16 protein-coding genes and 3 pseudogenes are annotated in these 22250 nt (G+C 63.1%); 9 read left to right on the plus strand and 10 right to left on the minus strand.

Annotation, left to right across the window (positions count from 1 at the left end):
- Positions 1 to 6 precede the first annotated feature (6 nt).
- The 5 genes and pseudogenes from CNO20_RS14650 to CNO20_RS14670 all read left to right on the plus strand — a co-directional run bounded on the left by CNO20_RS14650 (position 7) and on the right by CNO20_RS14670 (position 5414).
- Positions 7 to 822, plus strand: coding sequence for an MFS transporter (locus CNO20_RS14650; RefSeq protein ID WP_101296871.1), 816 nt, complete (start codon positions 7 to 9; stop codon positions 820 to 822).
- A 384-nt stretch (positions 823 to 1206) separates the two neighbouring features.
- Positions 1207 to 1782: pseudogene (locus tag CNO20_RS14655) on the plus strand (SLC13 family permease); the annotation flags it as partial.
- 322 nt (positions 1783 to 2104) lie between these two features.
- Complete coding sequence (locus CNO20_RS14660; RefSeq protein ID WP_101296873.1) at positions 2105 to 3316, plus strand: ABC transporter substrate-binding protein; 1212 nt, start codon at positions 2105 to 2107, stop codon at positions 3314 to 3316.
- Positions 3317 to 3318: 2 nt separating this feature from the next.
- Positions 3319 to 4521 (plus strand): ABC transporter substrate-binding protein, encoded by a 1203-nt coding sequence (locus tag CNO20_RS14665; RefSeq protein ID WP_101296874.1) that lies wholly within the window; start codon positions 3319 to 3321, stop codon positions 4519 to 4521.
- Positions 4518 to 5414 carry an NAD(P)/FAD-dependent oxidoreductase gene (locus tag CNO20_RS14670; protein WP_101296875.1) on the plus strand — a complete coding sequence of 299 codons (897 nt, stop codon included), beginning with the start codon at positions 4518 to 4520 and terminating at the stop codon, positions 5412 to 5414. The genes CNO20_RS14665 and CNO20_RS14670 overlap by 4 nt, the downstream gene beginning before the upstream one ends.
- Before the next feature lie 288 nt (positions 5415 to 5702).
- Here the strand turns inward: CNO20_RS14670 and CNO20_RS14675 are convergent, their stop codons facing one another.
- On the minus strand, positions 5703 to 7466 hold the full coding sequence (locus CNO20_RS14675) for an RNA-guided endonuclease InsQ/TnpB family protein (protein ID WP_233204214.1): 1764 nt from the start codon (positions 7464 to 7466) through the stop codon (positions 5703 to 5705).
- 252 nt (positions 7467 to 7718) lie between these two features.
- Between CNO20_RS14675 and CNO20_RS14680 the strand changes: the two genes are divergently transcribed.
- On the plus strand, positions 7719 to 8582 hold the full coding sequence (locus CNO20_RS14680; protein ID WP_101296877.1) for an SDR family oxidoreductase: 864 nt from the start codon (positions 7719 to 7721) through the stop codon (positions 8580 to 8582).
- Positions 8575 to 9579, plus strand: a complete 1005-nt coding sequence (locus CNO20_RS14685; RefSeq protein ID WP_101296879.1) for a patatin-like phospholipase family protein — start codon at positions 8575 to 8577, stop codon at positions 9577 to 9579. The genes CNO20_RS14680 and CNO20_RS14685 overlap by 8 nt, the downstream gene beginning before the upstream one ends.
- A gap of 467 nt (positions 9580 to 10046) precedes the next feature.
- Here the strand turns inward: CNO20_RS14685 and CNO20_RS14690 are convergent, their stop codons facing one another.
- Complete coding sequence (locus CNO20_RS14690; protein WP_143423230.1) at positions 10047 to 10529, minus strand: twin-arginine translocation signal domain-containing protein; 483 nt, start codon at positions 10527 to 10529, stop codon at positions 10047 to 10049.
- A 343-nt stretch (positions 10530 to 10872) separates the two neighbouring features.
- Between CNO20_RS14690 and CNO20_RS23055 the strand changes: the two are divergent.
- Together CNO20_RS23055 and CNO20_RS14700 are read left to right on the plus strand one after the other, a co-directional pair.
- A pseudogene (locus CNO20_RS23055) lies at positions 10873 to 11313 on the plus strand (DsbA family protein); the annotation flags it as partial.
- 289 nt (positions 11314 to 11602) lie between these two features.
- Positions 11603 to 12139, plus strand: a complete 537-nt coding sequence (locus CNO20_RS14700) for an HTH domain-containing protein (RefSeq protein ID WP_332889009.1) — start codon at positions 11603 to 11605, stop codon at positions 12137 to 12139.
- A gap of 415 nt (positions 12140 to 12554) precedes the next feature.
- Here the strand turns inward: CNO20_RS14700 and CNO20_RS14705 are convergent, their stop codons facing one another.
- From CNO20_RS14705 to CNO20_RS14740, 8 genes and pseudogenes are all read right to left on the minus strand, one after another.
- A complete protein-coding gene (locus CNO20_RS14705; RefSeq protein WP_101296884.1) occupies positions 12555 to 13202 on the minus strand; it encodes a CHRD domain-containing protein in 648 nt (215 codons plus the stop codon).
- Positions 13203 to 14387: 1185 nt separating this feature from the next.
- Positions 14388 to 15197, minus strand: coding sequence for a carboxylating nicotinate-nucleotide diphosphorylase (nadC, locus tag CNO20_RS14710; protein ID WP_101296885.1), 810 nt, complete (start codon positions 15195 to 15197; stop codon positions 14388 to 14390).
- Complete coding sequence (locus CNO20_RS14715; RefSeq protein WP_101296886.1) at positions 15184 to 16662, minus strand: L-aspartate oxidase; 1479 nt, start codon at positions 16660 to 16662, stop codon at positions 15184 to 15186. The genes nadC and CNO20_RS14715 overlap by 14 nt, the downstream gene beginning before the upstream one ends.
- Positions 16662 to 17795, minus strand: a complete 1134-nt coding sequence (nadA, locus tag CNO20_RS14720; protein ID WP_101296887.1) for a quinolinate synthase NadA — start codon at positions 17793 to 17795, stop codon at positions 16662 to 16664. The genes CNO20_RS14715 and nadA overlap by 1 nt, the downstream gene beginning before the upstream one ends.
- A gap of 458 nt (positions 17796 to 18253) precedes the next feature.
- Positions 18254 to 18745 (minus strand): HTH domain-containing protein, encoded by a 492-nt coding sequence (locus CNO20_RS14725; protein ID WP_101296889.1) that lies wholly within the window; start codon positions 18743 to 18745, stop codon positions 18254 to 18256.
- A 179-nt stretch (positions 18746 to 18924) separates the two neighbouring features.
- Positions 18925 to 19215, minus strand: a pseudogene (locus tag CNO20_RS14730) (CGCGG family putative rSAM-modified RiPP protein); the annotation flags it as partial.
- Between the two features lie 65 nt (positions 19216 to 19280).
- On the minus strand, positions 19281 to 19670 hold the full coding sequence (locus CNO20_RS14735; RefSeq protein ID WP_101296892.1) for a cupin domain-containing protein: 390 nt from the start codon (positions 19668 to 19670) through the stop codon (positions 19281 to 19283).
- A gap of 1419 nt (positions 19671 to 21089) precedes the next feature.
- Entirely contained in the window at positions 21090 to 22169 is a 1080-nt protein-coding gene (locus CNO20_RS14740) for an ADP-ribosylglycohydrolase family protein (RefSeq protein ID WP_101296893.1), read from the minus strand.
- Positions 22170 to 22250: the final 81 nt, after the last annotated feature.

Raw genomic sequence — 22250 nt, forward strand, 5'->3', positions numbered from 1 at the left:
TTCACCATCCTTTCGACCACCTATCCGGACCGCGGCGGCACGGCTATCGGACTGACGATGGCCGCCGGCGACCTCGGGAACACGCTCCTCCCGCCGCTCGCCGGCGTCCTCGCGGTTACGGTCGCGTGGAAGCTCGGGTTCGGCCTCGCGATCCCGCTGTTCCTCGTCGCGACCGCCGGTATCTGGATCGCCGTCCCGGGCGATGAGCGGAGTCCAGAGTCGAAGAGCGCGGGACCAATCGAACTCACTGGCACGCTGCGGAGGATTAGCGGGGCGTTGTGGGACCGCTCCATCGCGATCGTAACTGTCATACAGACGCTAGGATACTGCATCTGGCAAGGGTTCACCGGCTTTTATCCGACGTACCTCGTTGAGGTCAAGGGGATCGCCCCGCCGACCGCGACGGTCTTGTTCGGCGGGTTCTTCGCGCTGGGGATTTTCATCAAGCCGATAGCGGGCTCCGCGTACGACCTGTACGGACTCCGCCGATCGCTGCCGCTCATGCTGGTTTCGATCACGGCGTCGATGCTGCTGGTCCCGCTGGCTGACGGGCTGGTGTCGCTCGTGGCTATCACTGCGCTCGCGAGCAGCGTTCTCGGTTACGGGACGATGACCCTCACGTATCTCACCGATTCACTCCCCGACGACGTCCGCGGAACCGGGCTTGGTTTCCTCAGAACCGGCTACATGTTGATCGGTGCGGGGAGCCCGACACTCATCGGAGTCCTCGCCGATGCGGGGTACTTCGACCAGGCGTTCTTCCTGTTGGCGAGCGTCGGAGGGATCGCCGCGTTGCTCTCGTTGTCCGTTCCCGACCGGTAACGATCGGCATACTCCGAGGCGGAGCCGCCGGCTTCGAGGTCCGGGGAGCCCCGACGCTCACGCTATGAACTGATTCGCGAACGCGGGTCCGTGAGTCGAGTCGCTCCTTGGTGTACAGCGCGCTCGGCGTTGATCTGGTCAGTCCTCGAAAAGCAGCGGTAACCGTCGACGCGTCGACTGTCGACTGACTGCTTGAGGACGCCTCCGGGTGGGCGGTGTACGTTTTGACCACCACGGCGAACGCGCCCTCACCTTCGGAATACTGACCGAAGAGATGCGTTCCGCAACTCCGAAGGCGCTCACCCGTTCGTTACCCACCCGGTGAAACGCCGATATTCGGTTTAGCAGCACGCGTCCCTTCCGTCCGCAACGAACGGGATGATCGTCGTGATCGTCATCGTCGCCGGCGTCGTATCCGTGGCCGCACTCGGCGTCTCCTCGATCGTCATCGCCGCCCTCGCGGGCGTCGTCGCCATGGTGGCGACGGGGTGTCTCCGGCCGACCGAGGTGTACGGTGCGGTCGACTGGAACGTCGTCTTCCTGCTCGCGGGCGTCATTCCGCTCGGCATCGCCATGGAGCGGACCGGCGGAGCGGCCCTCCTGGCCGAACTGCTCGTCACTAACGCCCGGGCGCTCCCTCCGCTCGTCGTCCTCGGTTTGATCTACCTGCTCACGGCACTGATCACCGAGGTCGTCAGCAACAACGCGAGCGTCGTGTTGCTGCTCCCTATCGCCGTGGACGTCGCACAGCGGATCGGGGCCAACGCGTTCGCGTTCGTTCTCGCGGTGACCTTCGCCGCGAGCACGGCGATGTTCACGCCGATCGGCTACCAGACGAATCTGATGGTGTACGGCCCCGGCGGCTACAAGTTCACGGACTTCTTCAGAGTCGGCGCGTCCCTGCAGCTGTTGTTGACCGCTGTGACGACGCTGGGAATCGGGGTTTTCTGGGGAGTGTGACGGCAATTGAGGGAGGGAGGAGTACGAGAGGTCGAACTCGGAGTTTCATGACTCACTATATAGTGGTGATAAATATATTCTCCTGTGGGGTATACGAGCACGGATCCGAACGCTGACGTCCTCGAACATTGGACAAATAGTGGACGAAACCGACAATAGGTCGATTAACACCCTAAAATAAGTCGATTTTTGCGAGATCATTTCGATCTGATCCGCCCCCGTCCTCTGTCCACTACTCCTGTCCTACTACCGAGACGATGTCGAGATTTCGGTCGACCTAAGATTCGAAAACGCTTTATTTGTTTAGGTGAGCCTAAATCGCATGGCGACAGAGACCACGAAGCGCGAGGGTACGACGCGGCGCGAGTACGTGAAGTACGGCGGTGCAGTCATCGGAGGCGGCTTGATCGCGGGCTGCGCGGGTAAATCGGGATCGGAGTCAGCGCCCGACTCGTCGACCGCGACGACCGACGACGGGAGCTACTCGGTGTCGATGTCGCCGGTGGGCGAGGTCACGTTCGACGAGGTCCCGACGAACGTGATGGCGTACAGCCCCCAGTACGCGGACATGCTCGTCGCGTTGGGCCACGACGACGCGCTGAACTCCCTCGGGTTCCCCGAGGACTACGTGTCTGGACTCGGGTATTTCTTGGACGCGTTCGACGGGGTCTCGCTGTCCGGAGAGGGGCTCGAACAGCTCTACAACGACGGGATGGACAAGGAGCTGTTGTACGAACTCGACAGCGACGTTCACCTGCTGGATCCGGCCTGGGTCACGTCGTGGGACGGCTGGAGCAAGGAGGACACGGAGGAGATCGCCGAGAACGTCGGTCCGTGGTTTGCCAACCGGTACAGCCGCGAGCACACCCAGCCCCCCGAGGGGTGGCGCGACGGCTACCGGTACTACACGATCTGGGAGATCACCGGCAAAGTCGCGCAGGTGTTCCGGGAACCCGATCGCTTCCGCGCGCTGAAAGAGGAGTACGAGAACCTGTACGGGTACATCCGTTCGAACCTGCCGCCGAAGAACGAGCGGCCGACGGTGGGCCTCGTCGCGTTCTACGACGGGCAGTTCCATCCGTACAAGATCTCCGGCCCCGGATTCGGCAAGGCGCACACGCGGCCGATGGGTGCGAGAGACGCGTTCGCGGACAGCGACAGGACCTACGACGAGAACTACGACGCGTCGTACGACTTCGAGGGAATGCTGGAGATCGACCCGGACATCATCCTCCACAACTTCGCCGTGACGCCCTTCTACGACTGGGACGACATCGAGGAGACCGTGAGGAGCGATCCCGTCGGCAAGGAGCTGACGGCCGTCAAGAACGACCGGTTCTACGCCTCCGGGCAGTCCTTCCAGGGCCCGCTCCAGAACCTGCTCCAGCTCGAGATGACGGCCAAGCAGCTGTACCCCGAGCAGTTCGGCGAGTGGCCGCGGTTCGAAGAGGGTCAGTCGTACCCCGACTTCTCCGAGGAGGAGCAGCTGTTCGACCACCAGCGCGTCGCGGACGTCGTCAACGGGGACTTCTGACGATGGTCGACATCGACTCGGAGACCGGGACGAAGGGGGCACCGACGCGACGTGACTACCTGAAGGGTGGCGGCGCACTTCTCGGCGGCGGGCTGCTCGCAGGTTGCACGGACCTCGGCAGCTCCGGCACCCCGTCGGGCAACACGGGGACGAGCGAGACCGCCGAGTCGCTGGACGAGCCGTACTCGGTCACGATGGAACCGATGGGCGAGGTCGACTTCGAGACGGTCCCCGAGACGTGGATGGCGTACTTCAGTACCTACGGCGACATGGCCATCGCGCTCGGTCAACTCGACGGGCTCCGCGGACTCGTTTTCACCGAGAACTGGCCGCTGGCGTTCTACGAGCACCTTCCCGGCGTCGCCGTCGCCTTCGACGGCGTGCCGCAGCTCTTCGGCGAGAGCGGCATCGACAAGGAGGCGTTCTACGAGATGGACTGTGACGTCCACCTGATGGATCCTAACTTCATCAGCCGCCTCGCGGACAACTGGGAGGAAGCGGACTTCGAAGAGGTGGCGAACAACGTCGGACCGATCATCGGGAACTCGATCCGCCGGCGGGACGAGGACTGGCACGACTACCCCTACTACTCGCTGTACGACGCGTTCGAGCGGATCGCCGACGTGTTCCGCGAGCGAGAGCGGTACGAGGCGTTCGCGGCGGTTCACGATCGCCTGCTCTCCGCTATCGAAGCGGAGCTCCCGCCGGAGGAGGACCGACCCACGGTCGGACTCCTGTCCATCAACTCGAACTTCGAGGAGGGATCGTTCTACGTCTACCCGGTCCACGACGGCAACGGGCACAAGCAGTACCGCGACCTCGGCGTGCGCGGCGCGTTCGACGACCATATCGAGGGGAGCTACGCCGAGTGGGACTACGAACAGCTACTCGACGTCGACCCGGACGCGCTTGTCTTCCAGTACGGGTTCTCCCACGTCTCGACGGCGGAGTTCGAGACGCGGGTGCAACAGATGCGCGAGGACCCCGTCGGAAAGCGGCTCACGGCCGTTCGGAACGGTCGGCTCTACCGCGGCGGCACGTCGTATCAGGGACCGGTCATCAACCTCTTCCAGACGGAGGTGGCCGCAAAGCAGTTCTACCCCGAAACGTTCGGCGAGTGGAACGGCCTCGACACGCTCTCGAACGAGGACGAACGGCTGTTCGACTACGGACGCGTCGCGGACATCATCAACGGGGGCGCATGACCGTGGACGCCGCGAAATCGCGGTCCGAGCCGGCGTACGACCGCGACATCGTCATCGTCGGCGGCGGGCCGGCGGGGTGCTCGGCGGCCGTCTTCACCGCCCGGCACGGCCTCGACACCGTCGTCTTCGACCGCGGGAACGCTTCACTCCGGCGGTGCGCCTACCTCGAAAACTACCTCGGCTTCCCCGCCGGCGTCGACGTCGAGACATTCTACGATCTCGCCCACGACCACGCCGAGCGGGCGGGCGCGGAGGTGATCGCGGACCTCGTCGTGTCGGTCGCCCGCGACGGACGCGGGGGGTTCCGGGTCGAGACGCAGGACGGACGCGAGCTGACGACCCGGCGCGTCGTCGCCGCCGCGAAGTACGACGGCGAGTACCCGGATCGCGACGGCCGCACGCCAGTCGACGGCCTGTACGTCGCGGGGCCGCTCGGAGCGGCCGAGGACCAGGCGATCATCGCCGCCGGTCACGGGGCGGTCGTCGGCCGGTCGGCGATCGCCGACGCCCGAGTCGACGACGGGTGGTGGGGGGACGCCGCCGATCAGGTGGACTGGGTGCGCCGGGCGGCCGAACTCGACGACGAGTGGGCCGCCCGCGAGACGTGGGTGGAGTGGTTCGACGATCGCTTCGCCGACGGGGCGCCGGTCGATCCCGGCGACCCGCGCTTCGAGAGGGTTCGGGAGGAGTACATCGACGCGTCGCTGTCGACGTACGTCGAGCCGGACGAGATCGACGCGCGCGCGGAGAGCGGTCACGAAGCGCTGGCCGAACACGTCGACGTCGAGGCGGTCGTCAGCGCCGTCGACGAATCGTCCCTCTTGGACGCGATCGACGACGACGCGATACGCGAGTACGTCAACTCGGGCCGCGTCGAACGAGAGACGGGATGAGCGAATCGGAGCGACGCGTCGCACACTCCGCCCGGTTTCGGCTGCGAATTTCGCGTCCGTACATTCCGGACCGGTCGTCCCGCGGGCGTCCGACGGGAACGGGGTAACGCCCCGACCCCCTCGGCGCGCCGCGTGTGCGGATCCCGGGGCGACCCCGCCCGGCAGGTACCGCGCCGGGAAGTGTCGCACTCCGAACCTGATCCGCCCCTGATGTTCAATTACTTCCGTTCTACCGACGACCGATGTCTTCGAACGACCGCGCTCCGGAAGCCCGGCGTTCGAACGACTCTACCGGCGCGCTTCGATCGCTGTCCCCAGACGGGCGATCACCGACACCGGGCTGTGGCGCGTCGAGAAGGCGAGATCGACGCCGTCGGGTTCACGCCTGCGGAGAGGCCATCGCTGACGAGTGCGTTTCAGCGGCGACGACGTACCGCGGCGCGTCCACCCGGGTCGAAAGCCGCGTAGAGATCTAACAGGCCTCGCACGCCGACGGTCGCCGTCCAACCGGACGAGCGCTGCACGTACGTGTGCGCTCTTCAGCCGACGCGGTTCGAGCGATCCGTCGAAGGCGGGTGCGTCGAGTTCGACCGCGTTCGACGCGGCGGAGACAGCTTCCGCGTTTCGGGGCACGGCGATCCCGTTCGCGTCGGAGAACCGCCGCGTATCCGGTCGGTGCGACGCGCCGGTGTGGACGTTATTTTTTGGATTCGAAAAAGTCGGTGATTCCGGTGCTCCTCGCTCGTATCGGCACCGCGGCGGGGGGCGCCGCCGCCGGCCCGCGTCTCGTTCGGATCTCGGGTCAACTACCCCGGCGTAAACGCCGGGGCTTGTCGGTGAACTCCCGGTCTGTCCTACGCGTCTGCGTTGGCAGGGAAAAACCCCCCCATTCCCGTTCAGCGTTCCCGACTTCAGGGCGAGTTGACGGTTCACCCGTCCGGACGGACGCTTTTGGCCCGCCCGGACATACTTCGTCGCACTATTCTTCGCTGCGTTGTAGTCAGCGTGTACCTCATACCCACACTTCCGGCACAGGAACTCGGCCTGAGAAGGCCGATGTTCTCGGAGGGTCGTTCCACAGCACGAACACCGTTGACTCGTGTACGCCGGGTCGACTTGTACCGTCCGAATCCCGAACTCGGCGGCTTTGTACTCGACGTACTCACAGAGCTGCTTGAACGCCCATACGTGGAACTTTTTCACGCCGGGCATCCGTTCTCGAATATCGGTGAGGTCCTCAAAGGCGATGGGAGAACAGGTGTGTGTTATCGCCTCGTGGACGAGCGCTTTCGAGACACGGTGAAGGTAGTCGTTCGCCCAGCGGGATTCTCGGGTGCCCATCTGTTTGATGGTTCGGTATGCCGACTCGGTGCCAGTCTGTTGTAGTTTCCCGCGGGTACGTTCGTATTCGTCCCGGCGGTGGTTGAGGTACCCACCACCCCAGAACGCGCCAGTTGACGTGACGGCGACATTCTCCACACCAAGGTCTACACCGAGAACCGTTCCGTTCTCGGTCTCTCCCAACTTCTCGTCGTCTTTCTCTACAGTTATGTGGAGGTAGTAGTCGCCGCCGTCCCGGTCGTAGTGCAACGTCGCGCCTTTGCGGTCCCACTCTCCCGAGAGGTACCGCGTCTGCGGACAGTTCTCGTCGTCTGGGTAGACGTACTCGGCCCGAACCCGTCCACCAAACGCCGCGAGCGTACAATAGCCGTCAAAGTACGAGACAGCGTTTGTGTTGTAGACAGTCGTCGGCGCGGAGAACGTCGGCTTGCCGGCGCGCTTGCCAGCCTTCATCCGTTCGACGGCACTTCGGAGACTGTCGGCAGCGAGGTTGACCGCGCCGATGCACAGGTCTGCGTGGAGTTCGGTTTCCTTGCGGACACGCTTGTATACTGTTCTGGACGTGATAACGTAGCCGTCCGCGTCACGCTCCCATCCTCGGTTGGCGAACATCTGGGCGGCCTCTCGGAAGGTGAGCATCGTCCGTTTGAGGTCGTCCCGGCGCTCATCGGGGATGGAGAGTTTTACGCGGACGGTACGTTTCAATACCACGTACCACGTGTGGTATTGAACTCCTATGAGCATTTGGGAGTTGGCCGGCTGGCGTCCAGCGGTTTGGTGGTGTCTTGTCGCATTCCCGCCCGGCCTAAAGGCCGGGACTCCCTGCTTGAATTAAGGGACGTCGAGAACGACGGAGCGGACTTGCGCTCGGGCTCGAAGGTCATCGAAATCGCCAGTTCGCCGAGCGCGCGCAACCGAGGCACCGCTTTGACCGCTCGCGCGCTACGCTTCTGTGGACCGCCCATGACCGACGACGACTTCGACCTCGGCGAACCTGAACTGACCGACGACGACGTTCTCCTCCTCGACGATCCGCACTTCTCCGCCGACACCGTCGCCATCGTGACCGGCGCCGCGTCGGGTATCGGACAGGCGACCGCGGTTTCTCTGGCGGCGAACGGTCTCACTGTCGTCTGTGCCGACATCGACGGCGACGGCCTGGCGGAGACGGGCAGCCTCGCGACCGATATCGGCGCAGCGGGCGAAACGATTCCGGTCGAGACGGACCTCACTGACGACGACGACGTCGCCGCGATGGTCGACGAGGCCGCGGATCGCGGGAACGTCCGATACGTTGCGAACATCGCGGGCATACAGCACATCGCCTCGATATCCGAGTTTCCGATGGACAAGTACGATCTGCTCTTCGATATCATGCTCCGGGCGCCCTTTCTCGTCTCGAAGCTCGCGATGCCGCACATCCGCGACACGGACGACGGCGTCGGCGCCATCGGAAACATGTCCTCGGTTCACGGGCGCTACGCCACGCAGGACAAGCCCGCGTACGTCACCGCCAAACACGGCATCCACGGGCTGACGAAAGCGATCGCCGCCGAGGGCGAGGGGATGCTCCGGGGCTTCTCGGTGAGCGTCGGCTACGTCCTGACTCCGCTGATGGTGGACCAGATAGCGGACACCGCCCGAGAGCGCGGTCTCTCGGAGCGGGAGGTCGTCGAAGCGGTGATGCTCGGGCAGGCGCGCACCAAGGAGATGATGACGCCCGTCGAGGTGGCGAACCTCTTCACGTTCGGGTTCTCCCGTCACGGGAAGTACCTCAACGGCGGTGACCTGCTCTGGGACGGCGGTTACACCCTCACGTATGAGTGAAGACGCGGACAATTCGGCCCGGGGGAGCGTGCACGCGGGTGATCCGACTCGCGTTGCCATCGCGTGCCAGGGCGGCGGGAGCCACACCGCGTTCACCGCGGGCGTCCTGAAGGGGCTGCTCCGCGAGTGGAACGAGGATCGACGCGAGCTCGTCGGTATCAGCGGAACGTCCGGGGGCGCGTTCAACGCGCTCGCTGCGTGGTACGGACTCGTCACCGACGGCCCCGGTCGAGCGATCGAACTCCTCGACGGCCTCTGGAACGACCTCGCCGCCAACACTCCCGTCGATCGGTTGACCAACGACTGGCTCGTCGGGCTGTCGCGGATCGAAAGCAGCGGCGTTCCGCTCCCGCGGGTCAGCCCGTACCAGAACCCCGGGGCCGCGTGGGGCCAGAACCAGATCGAACGAACGCTTCGGCGTCACATCGATTTCGATTCGATCCCTACCCTCTGCGAGCGCGAGGCGCCGAGGCTCGTCGTCGGCACCGTCAACGTCAACGCCGGCGAGTTCGAGATGTTCATCGACGAGGACGTGACGCCCGAAGCGATCCTGGCGTCGGCGGCGGTCCCGAACCTCTTCGAGGCCGTCGAGCTCCACGGTCACCTCCACTGGGACGGGCTGTTCTCGCAGAACCCCCCGATCGACGACCTCATGGACGGCGGTGCGGATCGCAAACCTGACGAGCTCTGGGTGATCCAGGTCAACCCGCAGGAGCGCGAGGGCGAACCGACGTCGCTCGAAGAGATCGCCGATCGGCGCAACGAACTGTCGGGGAACCTCTCGCTGAACCAGGAGCTCCGGTTCATCGAGCGGGTCAACGAGTGGATCGACGCCGGCCACCTCCCCGAGACCCACTTCTCGAAGACGGCGATCCGACGCGTCGAAATGGGTCGGGCGTACCACTGCTCGACGAAGTTCGACCGCAACCCGGCGTTCATCGCCGAACTCATGGAGCTGGGCGAGAGGCGCGCTCCCGAGTTGCGGCAGCCGAGGTGATATCAGAAACGGATGATCGGACCGAGAGCGCAGGAATTTCGTTAACCCAGGCGGCTATGGCGGGTTACTCGGATCCTGTTGATTGTTTCTGGCAGTGACTGCTGCTCGGATGAACGATTCGCCCAGATCCTCCGCCCGATCGGGGTTCAGCCGCATGATCTTCCGTTTTCCGTCGTACTGTAGCTTCACAACGATAGTCTCCCCACGAACCGCGACGGTGTAACTTTTCGTCGTTCCCACGTCTCATTCCCCCCCCCTATCAGAGACCCCTCCTCGGATGCGTAGACGACTTCCTCCGTCTCGGCCGTGAGAAACTGACGTTACCGGGGAAGGAGCATCTCGTCCTGCTCTCATTTGCCGCCGTCTGAGGTATCCCCGACAATCGCGTGGTACTCCGGCGGACAGGAGTCGGACCCTGAAGAAAAATCGAGTCATGTTCGTGTCGGTCGAGCTCGAGCGCGACCGGCTTACTCGCTGGCCGTATTGATGGTCGCTTCGACCAGGTTGAGCTGGTCGGCGAAGTAGTTCGCGCCCTCGGTCGCGAATCGGCGAGTGTCTCCCTGCGAGACGTTCACGTCGCCGGGATCGTTGAACATGAGCGCGTAGAGCGCCGTGGGCGTCTCGGTGTAGCGGATGACCCACCCCTGGTAGTCGCCCGGGTTCTGCACCGCGTTGATGTCCCGCCCTTGGCCGCCCTGCAGCAGGTCGATCGTCAGCGAGTTCGGGAGGCTCCCGGTGACTCTGAACCGCGCACCCGGGATGAAGTCGTTGGCTTGCACGAGCACCGACCCCGATTCTTGGGCTGCAACGCTTCCACTCGCACCGGCACCGAGTGCGAGGGCACCCGCCGCTACCGCTCCTTTCTTCATGAACGAGCGGCGTGAGTCGTCGGTGTTGAGCTGGTCGAGGAACGTTTCCTCTTCTTCAGGTAGAGTTTCTTTTTCTGTCATGGTTTGTAAGAGTGGTCCTGTGAGCGTCCACGTCGAGAGGCGGCTTTTGTGACCGCTTTGCCCACGTCAGACACCCTACATCAACAGATGGCCTCAGTAGAGCACAAACCTCACTCTCGCATTTCAGTTCCTTTAACACTGAATGCACCGGTCAATCCAACTCGAAAGCTTCTGAACTCCAGTCCGACACCAGGAGGAGAGCTGCTCCTTCCGGGAGCCCCGAGAACAGTGGTGAGACGGAAATACGACCAGAGCCCCGCGAAGCCGATGAACCGGCCGGAAACGGCTCACTTTCCCTCGCCAAATTCACAGGGTACGACGATAATCGTTAGCCGAACTCGTCGACGAGTTCCTTAAACCAGGAGACGTTGATCTCGAATTCCGAGCTGTCGCATACCGGAACGGTGACCCATTCCACGGAGAAGATGAGCCTCGGGCGGCCCGCGCAGGGCTCGCGGTCTGGAATAACAGTCCGGACGAATACTGGTCCTACTTCGAACACGTGTTCACGAACATGGAGCGCGCCGAAGGATGGGCGACACCGGAAAGACTGCTCGCAATCGCTGATGCCAGCGGGATAGAGAGCCGAGAGACCATCGAAAAGCGACTCGAAAGCGAGGCACTCGAAAATAAACTCCAGCAAACGATCGAGAGGGTACGGGAGCTGTCGCTTTCAGCGATTCCACGCATCGTCATTAACGGTGACGCCACTGCTCCCGCAGTGTCGTTCCCCTCAACTCGTCAACAACTTCGAAAGGCCGTCGACGACGCATCTCGGGAGTAGCTTCAGAGTGAGATTCTCAGTTGCGGCTCCACGAGTGAAAATACCATCAATCGCAGAAGGCTGCTTAGTGGACTGGTAGCCGTTTCTGGCACTCTGGGCGCCGCAGGACGCCTCTTATGGTCAGATCAGGGAGGCCTGATATCCATTCGGCTCGGCAGGAGGCTCTCCCATCCACGGGACTCCGTATCACTCGCACGTGTGTCAGGTAAACATCATAACAGCTATTACCGCGCTACGCGATTCATCGAGCAGTCCGGTGCTCCGAGAACCGGAAATCGGACCGAGGACCATGACCAACCACCCTTCACGAGTGACAGTCCAAGTGTTCGTGCGCCCGGCGCTCTGTCTCGACCCGGTGGACACCCGCCTCGCGACTTTGCGCTCGCTCGAGGAGGACGGCGTGATCGACGCGTTGTTGATCCGCGCCTGGCCGGAGGTACTGCCGTTGTCAGCGCAGTCCGTCTACGGCGAGTTTCTCGATGCGTACGAGCGGTTCGCTGACTGGGCTGACGGTCACGGACTCAGCATCCACCCGCCGTTTGTCGTGCGAACGACCACGTCGACGTTCACCGGCGAGACGAAGACGCTGCTCAGAACGCCGGTCATGTGCCTCGCCGTGTACAGAGACGAAACGCTGGTCGGCGTCTACCCCCACTCGACGGGCGAGTCCCACCGCAACGTCGCCGAGGCGATCTCGCTCCTCGAAACGGGCGAGTTCGCCGGTCGTCCGCGGTGTTCGTCGCCCGCGACGGCAGATACTGACGCCTGCCCGGAGTGCGGCGGCTCGCTCGTGAACGTTCAGGGCATCGTCGTCTGTCACGACTGAGGTTGGGTCAAGACCCCTGACGAGTACTCCGCCGGGGGCGGAGTTCGAATCACGAAATGAGACGTGCACGTCAGTGCGTGTCCCACGCGCGAATCGCCGGGTGAGCATCGTTTTCGACCAAACACAGAACGGTACCGCACGGTAGCAACGTCGAGGTAAGTCCCTTTCCCGCGGGTTAGAGAACACTCATTCCGCTCCACGCTGTACGCCATACCGTTGAGTGGGGACCCGTCGCTAGCGTTGTACCACCTGCTCAACTTCCTTCCCTTTGGCGGCCCGCTCCGACGGACCGATTGCGCGAACTCCCCGTTTCGACCGTGGTCGAGAGACCGTGCGAGCGCCTTCCCTCTCGAAGCGCCAAAATCGACGAATGTGCCCCCGGAAGTCGAAAAAGAACCGTAGACGGCGGACGCTCCTACTGTTGGAGTCGCCGTAACGGAACGCGCCGTATCTGACCGCGGATCTCTCCCTCCGGGCGTTGCTCCGTGTGAACGTTCACGTACGTGTTCCCGGCCCTCATCTCCGAGAGCAACCTTTCGATCTGCTCTCCTTCGAGCGGTCCGACGAGATCGTCGTCCGTCACGTCCCCGGTCGAGAGCCCGGTGAGGTCGTCCACGGTCACCCCGTCCTCCAGCGGCCCGACGAACTCGCCGTCCTCGTTTTGCTGCCCGAAGAGGAAGGCCACCACCTCGCCGTTTTCCCCTTCCCTGCCGAGGTGGATGTGCGCCTGCGTGACGTTCTCGATCGCATCGACGATAAGCACGAACCGGACTTCGTCACCGTCTCGGGCGCGTTGGAACAACGTCGTCCCCCGTGCGGTGGTCTGAACTGGCGGCACTTCCTGCGACCCTGTCAGCACGCCGCTGCTGAACACTGGCGGTTGGTTCGCTCCCTGCTCCCCCGACTCCTGAGCCACAGCGGGGCCAGTAGCGCCGAGGTCGATCGCGAGCAGGCCGGCCGCCAGCGTGGCCTTTTTCACGAACGAGCGACGCGACTCACCGCCGTTCGATCGGTCGAGGATCGATTCTTTCTGATCCGTCGTGGTGGGTTCGTTCTCTGTCATTGTGCACGTCTCCTGGAGAGCCCGGATCGCCGCTCGGTCCGTCGGCACCTTACCCGCGTCGGGACATCCCCTGTGCCGTATCGCCCCGGGGAGGTACAAATCGTACGCTCGCATTTCACGCAGGTTAAGTACAACCCGACCTGGTCGGGAATGGACCGTCGAGGCGTGCCGCGACCGAGGGCGAACCGGAACCTCACGTCGACGGCTTAGGGACGCAGTGCGATTCTTGGCGCGCCCAGTCGCGTCCCTGTACGAAACGCGCAGGACAACTGGTGTCGTCCGAAAACGGGATCGAAGATCACCGCGTACGCGTCCCCGGTAGAAACGTGACGTGACACGCATAGTTACGTAACCGAAACGCCGTTACGTTTCCGTAACCCGAAGGTCTTCATCGGTGAGGTCAGTCCTGTCCGCCTTCCGTCGACTCCCCACAGAAACGTCGGAAAGGGCTCTGTCGAACTAGCGTTCAGCGACCGAGAGCTGAGGCGGGACGCAGTACTACGAGGAACTCGCCGTCCGCGAACCGCTCGGCCGCGCCCTCATCGAGTTGCGAGATACCGGCACGCTCGGGGACCCCGACGACGACGGAGGCGAAGCGTGAACGCGGTTGGAGTCGTTCCTCGGGAGGGTTCGTCGTGTGAGGTACCCGAATCCGCGGACGCCGCCCGGAGTTCAAGCGGTCCCCGATCCTGATTTGAATATAATTAATTAAATTAGAACGTCGAGCAATTGTCCGCGTCGAAATGGTGCCGTTGGAACCCCGTGTACCGATAGAGTACGGACCGCGCGGTCCGTATCCTTGCACCCGCCAGGACTAGGGTGATGAGGAAGAAATCAGTAACAACCTCTCCGATCTCGACGGATTAATACTATATTTCCCATTGAATTGGCTATTTTATCGGAATTTCCCTCGTTTTTACAACTTCGTAAATCAAGCTCACAGTCGGGATCGCCCCGTTCGACTAGTCGATTTTGCCAGTCGAATCTTCGCTTCGATCCGCTTCTGATTTCCATTTCGATCGGCACAAAAATCTAACTGATTATGTGAAAACAGCGACTCGAAGAAACGGCCGGCGTGATAGCGTCGAGTGACCCGTCCGCCGACACTCGCCTTGTCGAGAGACGCGATACCTTGAACGAGCCACTACCCGCAGGTACGGCGGATCGGAGAGCGTCCCGGCCGACTCAGCCCGTCCGGAACGAGAAGTCGAGCGCGGGCGCGCTGTGGGTGAGCACTCCGAGCGAAATAACGTCGACGCCGGTCCGGGCGTAGGCCGGGACGTCCTCGATCGTGATGCCGCCACTGGCCTCCGCAAGCGTCCCCGCCGGTAACAGATCGACGCCCTCTCGGACACGGGCGGGAGAGAGGTTGTCGAACAGAACGATGTCGGCCCCGGCTTCGGCGGCCCGACGGCCGTCTTCGGGGCGCTCAACCTCGACTTCGATCCGCGTTACGAACGAGGCCCGACCTCGGAAGCGCTCGATCGCGCGTTCGAGACCCAACTCGGCGACGTGGTTGTCCTTTACCATCACCAGGTGCGAGAGGTCGAGTCGGTGGGTGTCGCCGCCGCCGGCGGCGACGGCTCGCTTTTCGAGCCCTCTGAGTCCCGGCGTCGTCTTGCGCGTCCCGGCGATCCGAACGCCGTCGCACACCGCGCGCGCGGCGTCGACCGCCTCTCGCGTCCTGGTCGCGATACCCGAGGCGTGTCCGACCACGTTGGTGGCGATGCGCTCGCCGCGGAGCACCCCCCGGGCCGATCCTTCGACCCGGAGCACCGCCTCGCCCGGACGGACGCGCGTTCCGGCGGCGACGGTCGGTTCGACGTCGACGTTTACGTACTCGAACACGGCCGTCGCCACGTCGACTCCGGCGACGACCCCCGCTTCGGTCGCGACGAGCGCGCCGGTCGTCTCGCCGGGGACGTCGTTCGCGACGTCGTGGTGGCCCAGATCCTCGACGAACCACGCTTCGATTTTCCGGTTACTGATGACCATGGGGTTCGCGTTTTCGATCGACGTGGTGGCAACCGACTGAGTTGGGGTTATCTCCGGCCGCGCGGACGATCAGAAGCGCCGTGACGCACGCGTTCCGCAGTTCGTAGAACTCCTGCGCCGTTCGCGTACGCGCGTACGCGTCCACTTCCCCCTTGAGCCGACGGAGCGTACGCTCCGCGATTCGGAGCCCCCTGGGCGTTCGGGTGATCCAGGCGTGCTCGTCCATCACTCCGCGCAACCGGTCGAACTTCTCCCGGACGAACGCCTCGGGGAGTTCGGGATCCCGGTCGAGGGGAAGCGGGCGCTCGATCGTCTTGGGCGAACGCCCGGCGGCCGCTTCGCCCGCGCGCAGTCCCCAGACGAGCCCTTCGAGGAGGCTCGTGCTCGCGAGCCTGTTCGCGCCGTGGACGCCCGTTCGGGCGCACTCTCCCGCGGCGAACAACTGACCGAGGCTGGTTCGACCGACGTCGTCCACGGCGATCCCCCCGCAGAGGAAGTGCTCCGCGGGCGCGACCGGAATCGAGGGGAGGTCGACGCCCCGTTCGTCGCACGCCTCCGCCAGGCCCGGAAACCGCTCGCGGAAGTCGATCGTCGAGACGTCGAGGACGACCGCGTCGGTTTCTCCTCGCTCGCGGTCGACCGCACGCGCCACGACGTCGCGGGGGGCGAGTTCTGCGTCCCGGTGGTAGTTCGGCATGAACCGCTCGCCCCGACCGTTTCGGAGAACCGCTCCCTCCCCGCGGACCGCTTCGCTGACGAGGAAGGACGAATCGTCGTCGTAGGCGGTCGGATGAAACTGCACGAACTCCATGTCCGCGACGGCAGCGCCGGCGAGCGCCGCCATCGCGATCCCGTCGCCGGTGGCCCCCGCGGGGTTGGTCGTTCTTCGATACACCGAACCGACTCCGCCCGTCGCGAGGATCGTCGCCCCGGCGTACACGCGTTCGACCTCCCGGTCGCGCTCGACGACCGCGCCGTGGACGCGCCCGTCCCGGACGATCAGGTCGATGGCTGCGGTGCCCTCGCGCACCGCGATCCGCTCGTCGTCCTCGATGCGGGAGAGGAACGGGCGAAGCACGTGCCGGCCGGTTTCCGCGTCGACGCGGAGGATGCGCGCCTCGGAGTGGGCGGCCTCGCGACCGAAGTCGTATCCCCCGTCCGTCGTATCGAAGGGGACGGAGAGCGTCCCGTGCAGCACGTCGTCGATCGCGGACGCGGCATCTTCGACGAGCACGTCGACGGCGTTCTCGTCGGCGGTGCCGGCGCTCGCTCGGAGGACGTCGCGCTTGAGCGACGCGGGAGACGTCCGAGTCGTGGCGACGCCGCCCTGCGCCCGGTCGCTCGCCGCGTCAGCCGGTTTCGTCGCCTTCGTGATCACGGCGACGTCCGCGCCCTCGGCGGCCGCCGCGAACGCCGCGCTGCACCCCGCGATCCCGCTTCCGACGATGAGTACGTCGCAGCGCATCACAGTTCGAGCATGCGGTCGAGGGCGATTCCGGCGGCTCTCCGCTCCCGCGGCCGGACCTCGATGACGTTCCGCTCTCGGCCGGCGGCGAGCTCTTCGAGAACCCACGTCAGGTAGTTCGGATCGATCTGACGCATCGCGTTGCAGTCCATGCAGGCGTCGCCGCACAGCGGCAGTACCTCCACCTCGGGGTACCAGCGATCGAGATGCCTCGCGAGGTGGATCTCCGTCCCGATCGCCCACGTCTCGCCGGGGTCGGCGTCCGCGATCGTCCGACGGATCGTCCTCGTCGACCCGACGACGTCCGCCGCTTCGACGACTTCGCGCCGGCACTCCGGGTGAACCACCACCTTCGCGTCGGGGCGCCGCGCCCGAATCCGGTTTACGTGCTCCGCTCGGAACCGCTCGTGTACCTGGCAGTAGCCGTTCCAGAGGACGACCGTCGCGTCGGCGACCTCGTCAGCCTCGGGGGACGCGGGGTCCCACGGGTCCCACTCGGCCGTTTCTTCTTCGAGGCCCAGGCGGTGAGCGGTGTTGAGACCGAGGTACTTGTCCGGCAGGAAGAGAACGGCGTCGCCGCGGTCGAGCGCCCACTCGAAGGCGTTGTGGGCGTTCGACGACGTGCAAACGAGACCGCCCTGTTCGGCGCAGAACGCCTTCAGATCGGCGTAGGAGTTCATGTACGCGACCGGAACGAGCGTGCGACCGTTCGTCGCGCGGGTGATCTTGTCCCAAGCCGCGTCGACCTGGAGGGCCTCGGCCATCCCGGCCATCGGGCACGACGCTTCCACGGAGGGCAGAATCACCGTCTGATCGCTGCCGGTGACGATGTCGGCGCTCTCAGCCATGAACGTCACGCCGCAGAAGACGACGTGCGCCGCATCGGTTTCCGCCGCTCGTGCGCTCAGCTGATACGAGTCGCCGACGAAGTCGGCGTGCTCGACGATCTCTCGGCGCTGGTAGTTGTGTCCGAGCACGACGACGTCGTCGCCCAGCTCGTCGCGCGCGGCCTCGATCCGGTCCGCCCGTTCGCCCTCCCGTAACTCGCGGTATTCGTGCGGAAGTTGCTCTAAATCGCCGTATTTGAAGAGACTGAGTTCGGTTTCAAGCTCGACTGTGTTCATTCGAACCATGGTTAGCGCATCACACTCAGTGATCGTCTTCATAGACCAACCATGAATAATTTTTCTCTTCGAATAAGATATATGATAACCGATGCTCCGCAGATGGTCTACTCGAATATAGGCGGATTTCAATCGCGGGGAAGCAGTGGCGACCGTTGCGGATTCTGGTGGCCGTCACACTACCCCCACTCGCTCGGCGGTCGCACGCCTCCGCGCCGCGAACGACCCCGAGAGTGCGGCCGCGCAGTCGGCTCAGCGTGCCAGCTCGGATACGCGTCAAAGCGGAGAGGAGAGGAAGTGAACGCGATGCGGGTCGAGGGCGGCCGCCGGCGTCACGTTCGTAGCTCCGTCCGTCGATATAAAGAAAACAGCGAGAGTTCCACGGGTCACCCGACCCGTGGTCGTTTACTCGCGAGCGCCGGCCCGAGATACCTTCGGAGACGAGCTCTTCGAGTTCACCGCCGCGATCACGATCGAATACCGACGGATAGCCGTTTCCGATTCGATTCTAACCGCGCGAGGCAGTCGGAAACTGACCGCTGAACGCCGCCGTCAGCGTCTCTGCACGGAACGACTCCGACGACATTCTCCCCCCGATACAGCGCGAGACAGACGACGGGCAGCGTGATCTCGGTGCGCCGCTCGCCGGTCATCTCGGAGTGAACCTCGCGCTCGACGAGGCACGGATCGAAGCACACGCCGTGCTCGTCCGCCCACTCGGTGAACTCTTCGATCCGTTCGAGGATCCACCCGCCACAGACCGGCTCCTCGCCCGATCGCGGGGCGGTGATTTTTCGCCCCCAGACGTGCGTCTCGTATTCGTCGATCTTTCCCTCCGATTCGAGTTTCTCTAACCGCCGGACGATCGTCGCCGGAACGTCTTCGGCCCCTCTCGGGGCGAACGCCCGGACGAAGACGTCGATTTTCACTCGGTTGTTCGGGTCCTCCGTACTGACCATGTGTCCCCCCGCAGAGGACGTACGTGAGATCTCCGCTAAAGCGTTGTCCAAGATATGTTTGATATTTCACACCCGAACACTCCGGGGTACCGTGTTCCGGCGCTCTCACGGAGAACGTCGGAAGTTCGAGCGCAGTGGATCGCCGAATCCGTGATCTCCGCGCTCGTTCTCACACGCGAACGGGTGACGTGCCCGCCGCAGCCGCACTGTTTGACGTACTCCCACTCGACGTCGGCGTCGAACTCGTCGGCGAGCGCGTCGAACAGGTACTCCGAGGGGTGGCCGTGGGTTCCGTGCGTGACGAGGTTGACGTGGTTGCCCGGCGCCGTGTGTCTGATCGCGTCGATCGCCTGCTCGACGACGAGGCCGCGGTCGTCGGCGTGCTGCGGTTTCTCGAGGTTCGCCGACCACGAGTTGTCGTGAACGCGATCCGTGACCGGTTCGGCGTTCTCGTGGGAAACGTTCGCCATGTTCGCTCGTTCGCACCCGCGTCGTGAAAGCGCCGCGCCGAACGAGTTCGGTCGACGTCCGGGACTCAGTCGTCGGCCCCCGCGTTCGGGTCGAACTCGCCCCGTCTGAGCCCGCGCCGAACCGGCGCGTGTTCCTGATCGGTCGGCGGAGGTGCGGTGACGAGTGTCGCTTCCAGTCGGCTGTCGTCGTCGTCGCGTACGCCCCGCTCGGTCCCGGCTTCGACGACGACCACGTCCCCGGGCCCGACCGCGTGCTCGTCCGCCCCGTCGCGCACGACGCCGGTTCCGGTCCGCACCGCGATGGCGACATCGCTCCCCGGGGCGTGGACGGGAATGAACTGGCCCGGCGCGAAGTAGCCGAGCGCAACCTTCATCCGCTCGCTCTCGAAGACGGTCCGCGCGGCGAACCGGTCCTCGCGGTACGTCCGTTCGCGATCGAAGTCGGTGTACACCACTTGACATCCTCCGCACGACTGAAGTCGCGGGATTCCTTGCGCTTGGGGTCGGTCATGCTGACCACCCCAACGAAGGCAACTTCCCGTCCGCTGTGGACGGTCCCGGTTTGTAGGCAATGCGTCGGGACGATGGGCGCATGGCGACGCCAGTCCGTTTGGACGCTCCCGCTAACACCCTACGGGCTATGCCATCAGCCCAACTCAATCGGGCAGGGTTACTTTTTGATAACGGTGACCCCAAGCCAACACCAGTTTTCCCAGCCGAGTTACCCATCGGGATGACCCCAACCGGCCTATCTCTTGCGGTAGCAGGGCCGCGCCTATCGCTTAGACCCACGACTCAAGTCGTGGGCTTCCGCTCGTTACGTGTCAGATCACCTCCGGCTCAGATCCCGCGTACCCGAGCGGTTCGGGGCCGGCCCGATCCGACTCGGCGCGACGGGGACTGTCGTCGCCTGGCTGGACCGCGCGGCGTTCGGCGATTCGAGGGCACGGAATCCGGAAGCTCGACCTGCCGTCGGAGGCGAACGTTTGCGCCGAAAAACGACTCCCTCGTGGCACTCCTTTTTAGCCCCTCCTAAATCCATGTGGGGAAGAAACGGCGAAGCGGTGTTCAGGATTTCCCGAACATGTCCCAACGGTCGCGCCCTCGGTTCCGCAGAAGCGGCGGTGTGGCTTCCGTGGGACCGCCCCTCGCATCTTAGATAGAATTACTTGTACTCTACCTTCGAGTGAAGGTGATTGACGAATTGTGTCAGAGGAAGGTAAATCGGGATATCGTTCGATTTGACGCCGATGAAGCCGTTCCAGTCCGCTCTACACCACAGTCGATTTAATACTCAGACATTACACTTGTTATGAAAATGCTGGAATAGGCCACATCTGAGCCGGTAAATCAGCTATTATTCCAGTAATATGTGTAGAAAGTGTATAATATAACAAAATGGCCCGAAGCATGATATCAACTGTCAGGTTGATATGGAGTACGATTATTTATGAGCACAAGTTGGCTTGTTAAGGCCTCGGCTTTTTCGCGATTCCACGAGTGATCAGAATAGCATATAGATATCTACCTCTGATGTAAACAATTAAAACAGACATCGATTCGAACGAGTTTCTTTTCATCACCAATATCTGATCAGATATAGGATTCTGATAGCAGGACGAGAGGCGCTTTATGAACTTCGCTCCACTTCTATACTGGAACTCCGTGTTCTGTTCTCGATCACTTGAACATCTCGCTGCGGCTGTTCTACTGTATAGAATCATTATGTGTCGTATCCGTCCTCCATGCTGACAAAGGGGTAACAATACATGTGACAGACATAGTTTTGTAACCCACCCTTAGTAGATAGTGAGGATCGTCTCGATCTCTGGGAGACACAACACGTATATTCGCCACTCAGAGCAACCAGGCAGTCAGTCTGCCAACATTTCGTCCAGCAGGTCCGTACGCTCCCTCGCTCGGCTTCGTTCGTGCTTGAGCACCTCGATTAGCCTTCTCGCCATTGATCTGAAGTCGGCGTCTGCATCGCCTTCGAGCTCTTCAAAGAACTCTCGATTCGCACGTTCACACTTCATCTTCCAATCCTCTCGAATGGAGCTCGCGCCATGGAGTGTACCGGTGATGCTACCGATGAGACTCCCGACGGCATCGCTGTCGCGTCCATAGGTGACGCCGTTGACGATGGATCGGTTCACGTCAGACTCACTAACGCTTAAGATCGCCATTGAGACGGGGAGCACCTCCAGAGTATTCGCACTGAATACCTTGCCGGTGTTGTATTTTTCTCGGTTCCAGTTGACAGGTGGCCACCGCCAGTCCAAGAAGTCGTCGTATAGCGACACAATGAGATCGTCAACCGAGTCACTCTCCTGGGCAATCCCCATCGCAAGATCAATCGCTCGCGCAACTACTCCACAAGCGTGATCGATCATCGTCGCCAAAACCGACTCGATCGTTGCTCCAGGAGAGACGGCCTCGGCGATACCCGCTGCGACGGTTGCTGTCGCGTGTCGATAGTGGCCGTCTTGGACGACGGAGGCGATAACGTATCCATCTTGATAGGCCTGGGTCGGATTTCCGGCGTTGACGATCCCGATGGGTGTAACAGCAGAAGTCATTTTGTTATCAGGGACGGCGCCGGTTCCGGTTTCCCACGGATTCATTCCGGCACTTAGCTTCCGCAGTGCGATCTCCTCACTGATCCACACGCGGTCAGGATTGAGATGATCGCAGAGAACCTCGCCGAAATCGGGCGGTGAGATGCGCCCGCCTTTTTTTACGATGGCTAATCCAACGAGTTGTCGCATCGTCGTCTCGCTCGTGACCGCGCCAGGTTCAGTGTTCGCATACGGCATATAGTAATGTTTGAAATCTTCCACCGTTCCGTACTCATCCTTGATCTGCTTGTAAGTCCAGCCCTCGACGGGCGCCCCGAGAGCGTCTCCGATCGCACCGCCGATTAGACAGCCGTACGCTTTGTCTGTGATATCCATCGTCGTTCGAATCAATCGGAACGAATCTACTTATACAATTAGTTCGTTACCTGGTGTTTTTCCGTTCGACGCTATCGAACG

The sequence above is a fragment of the Halegenticoccus soli genome, assembly GCF_002844195.1.
Taxonomy (GTDB): domain Archaea; phylum Halobacteriota; class Halobacteria; order Halobacteriales; family Haloferacaceae; genus Halegenticoccus; species Halegenticoccus soli.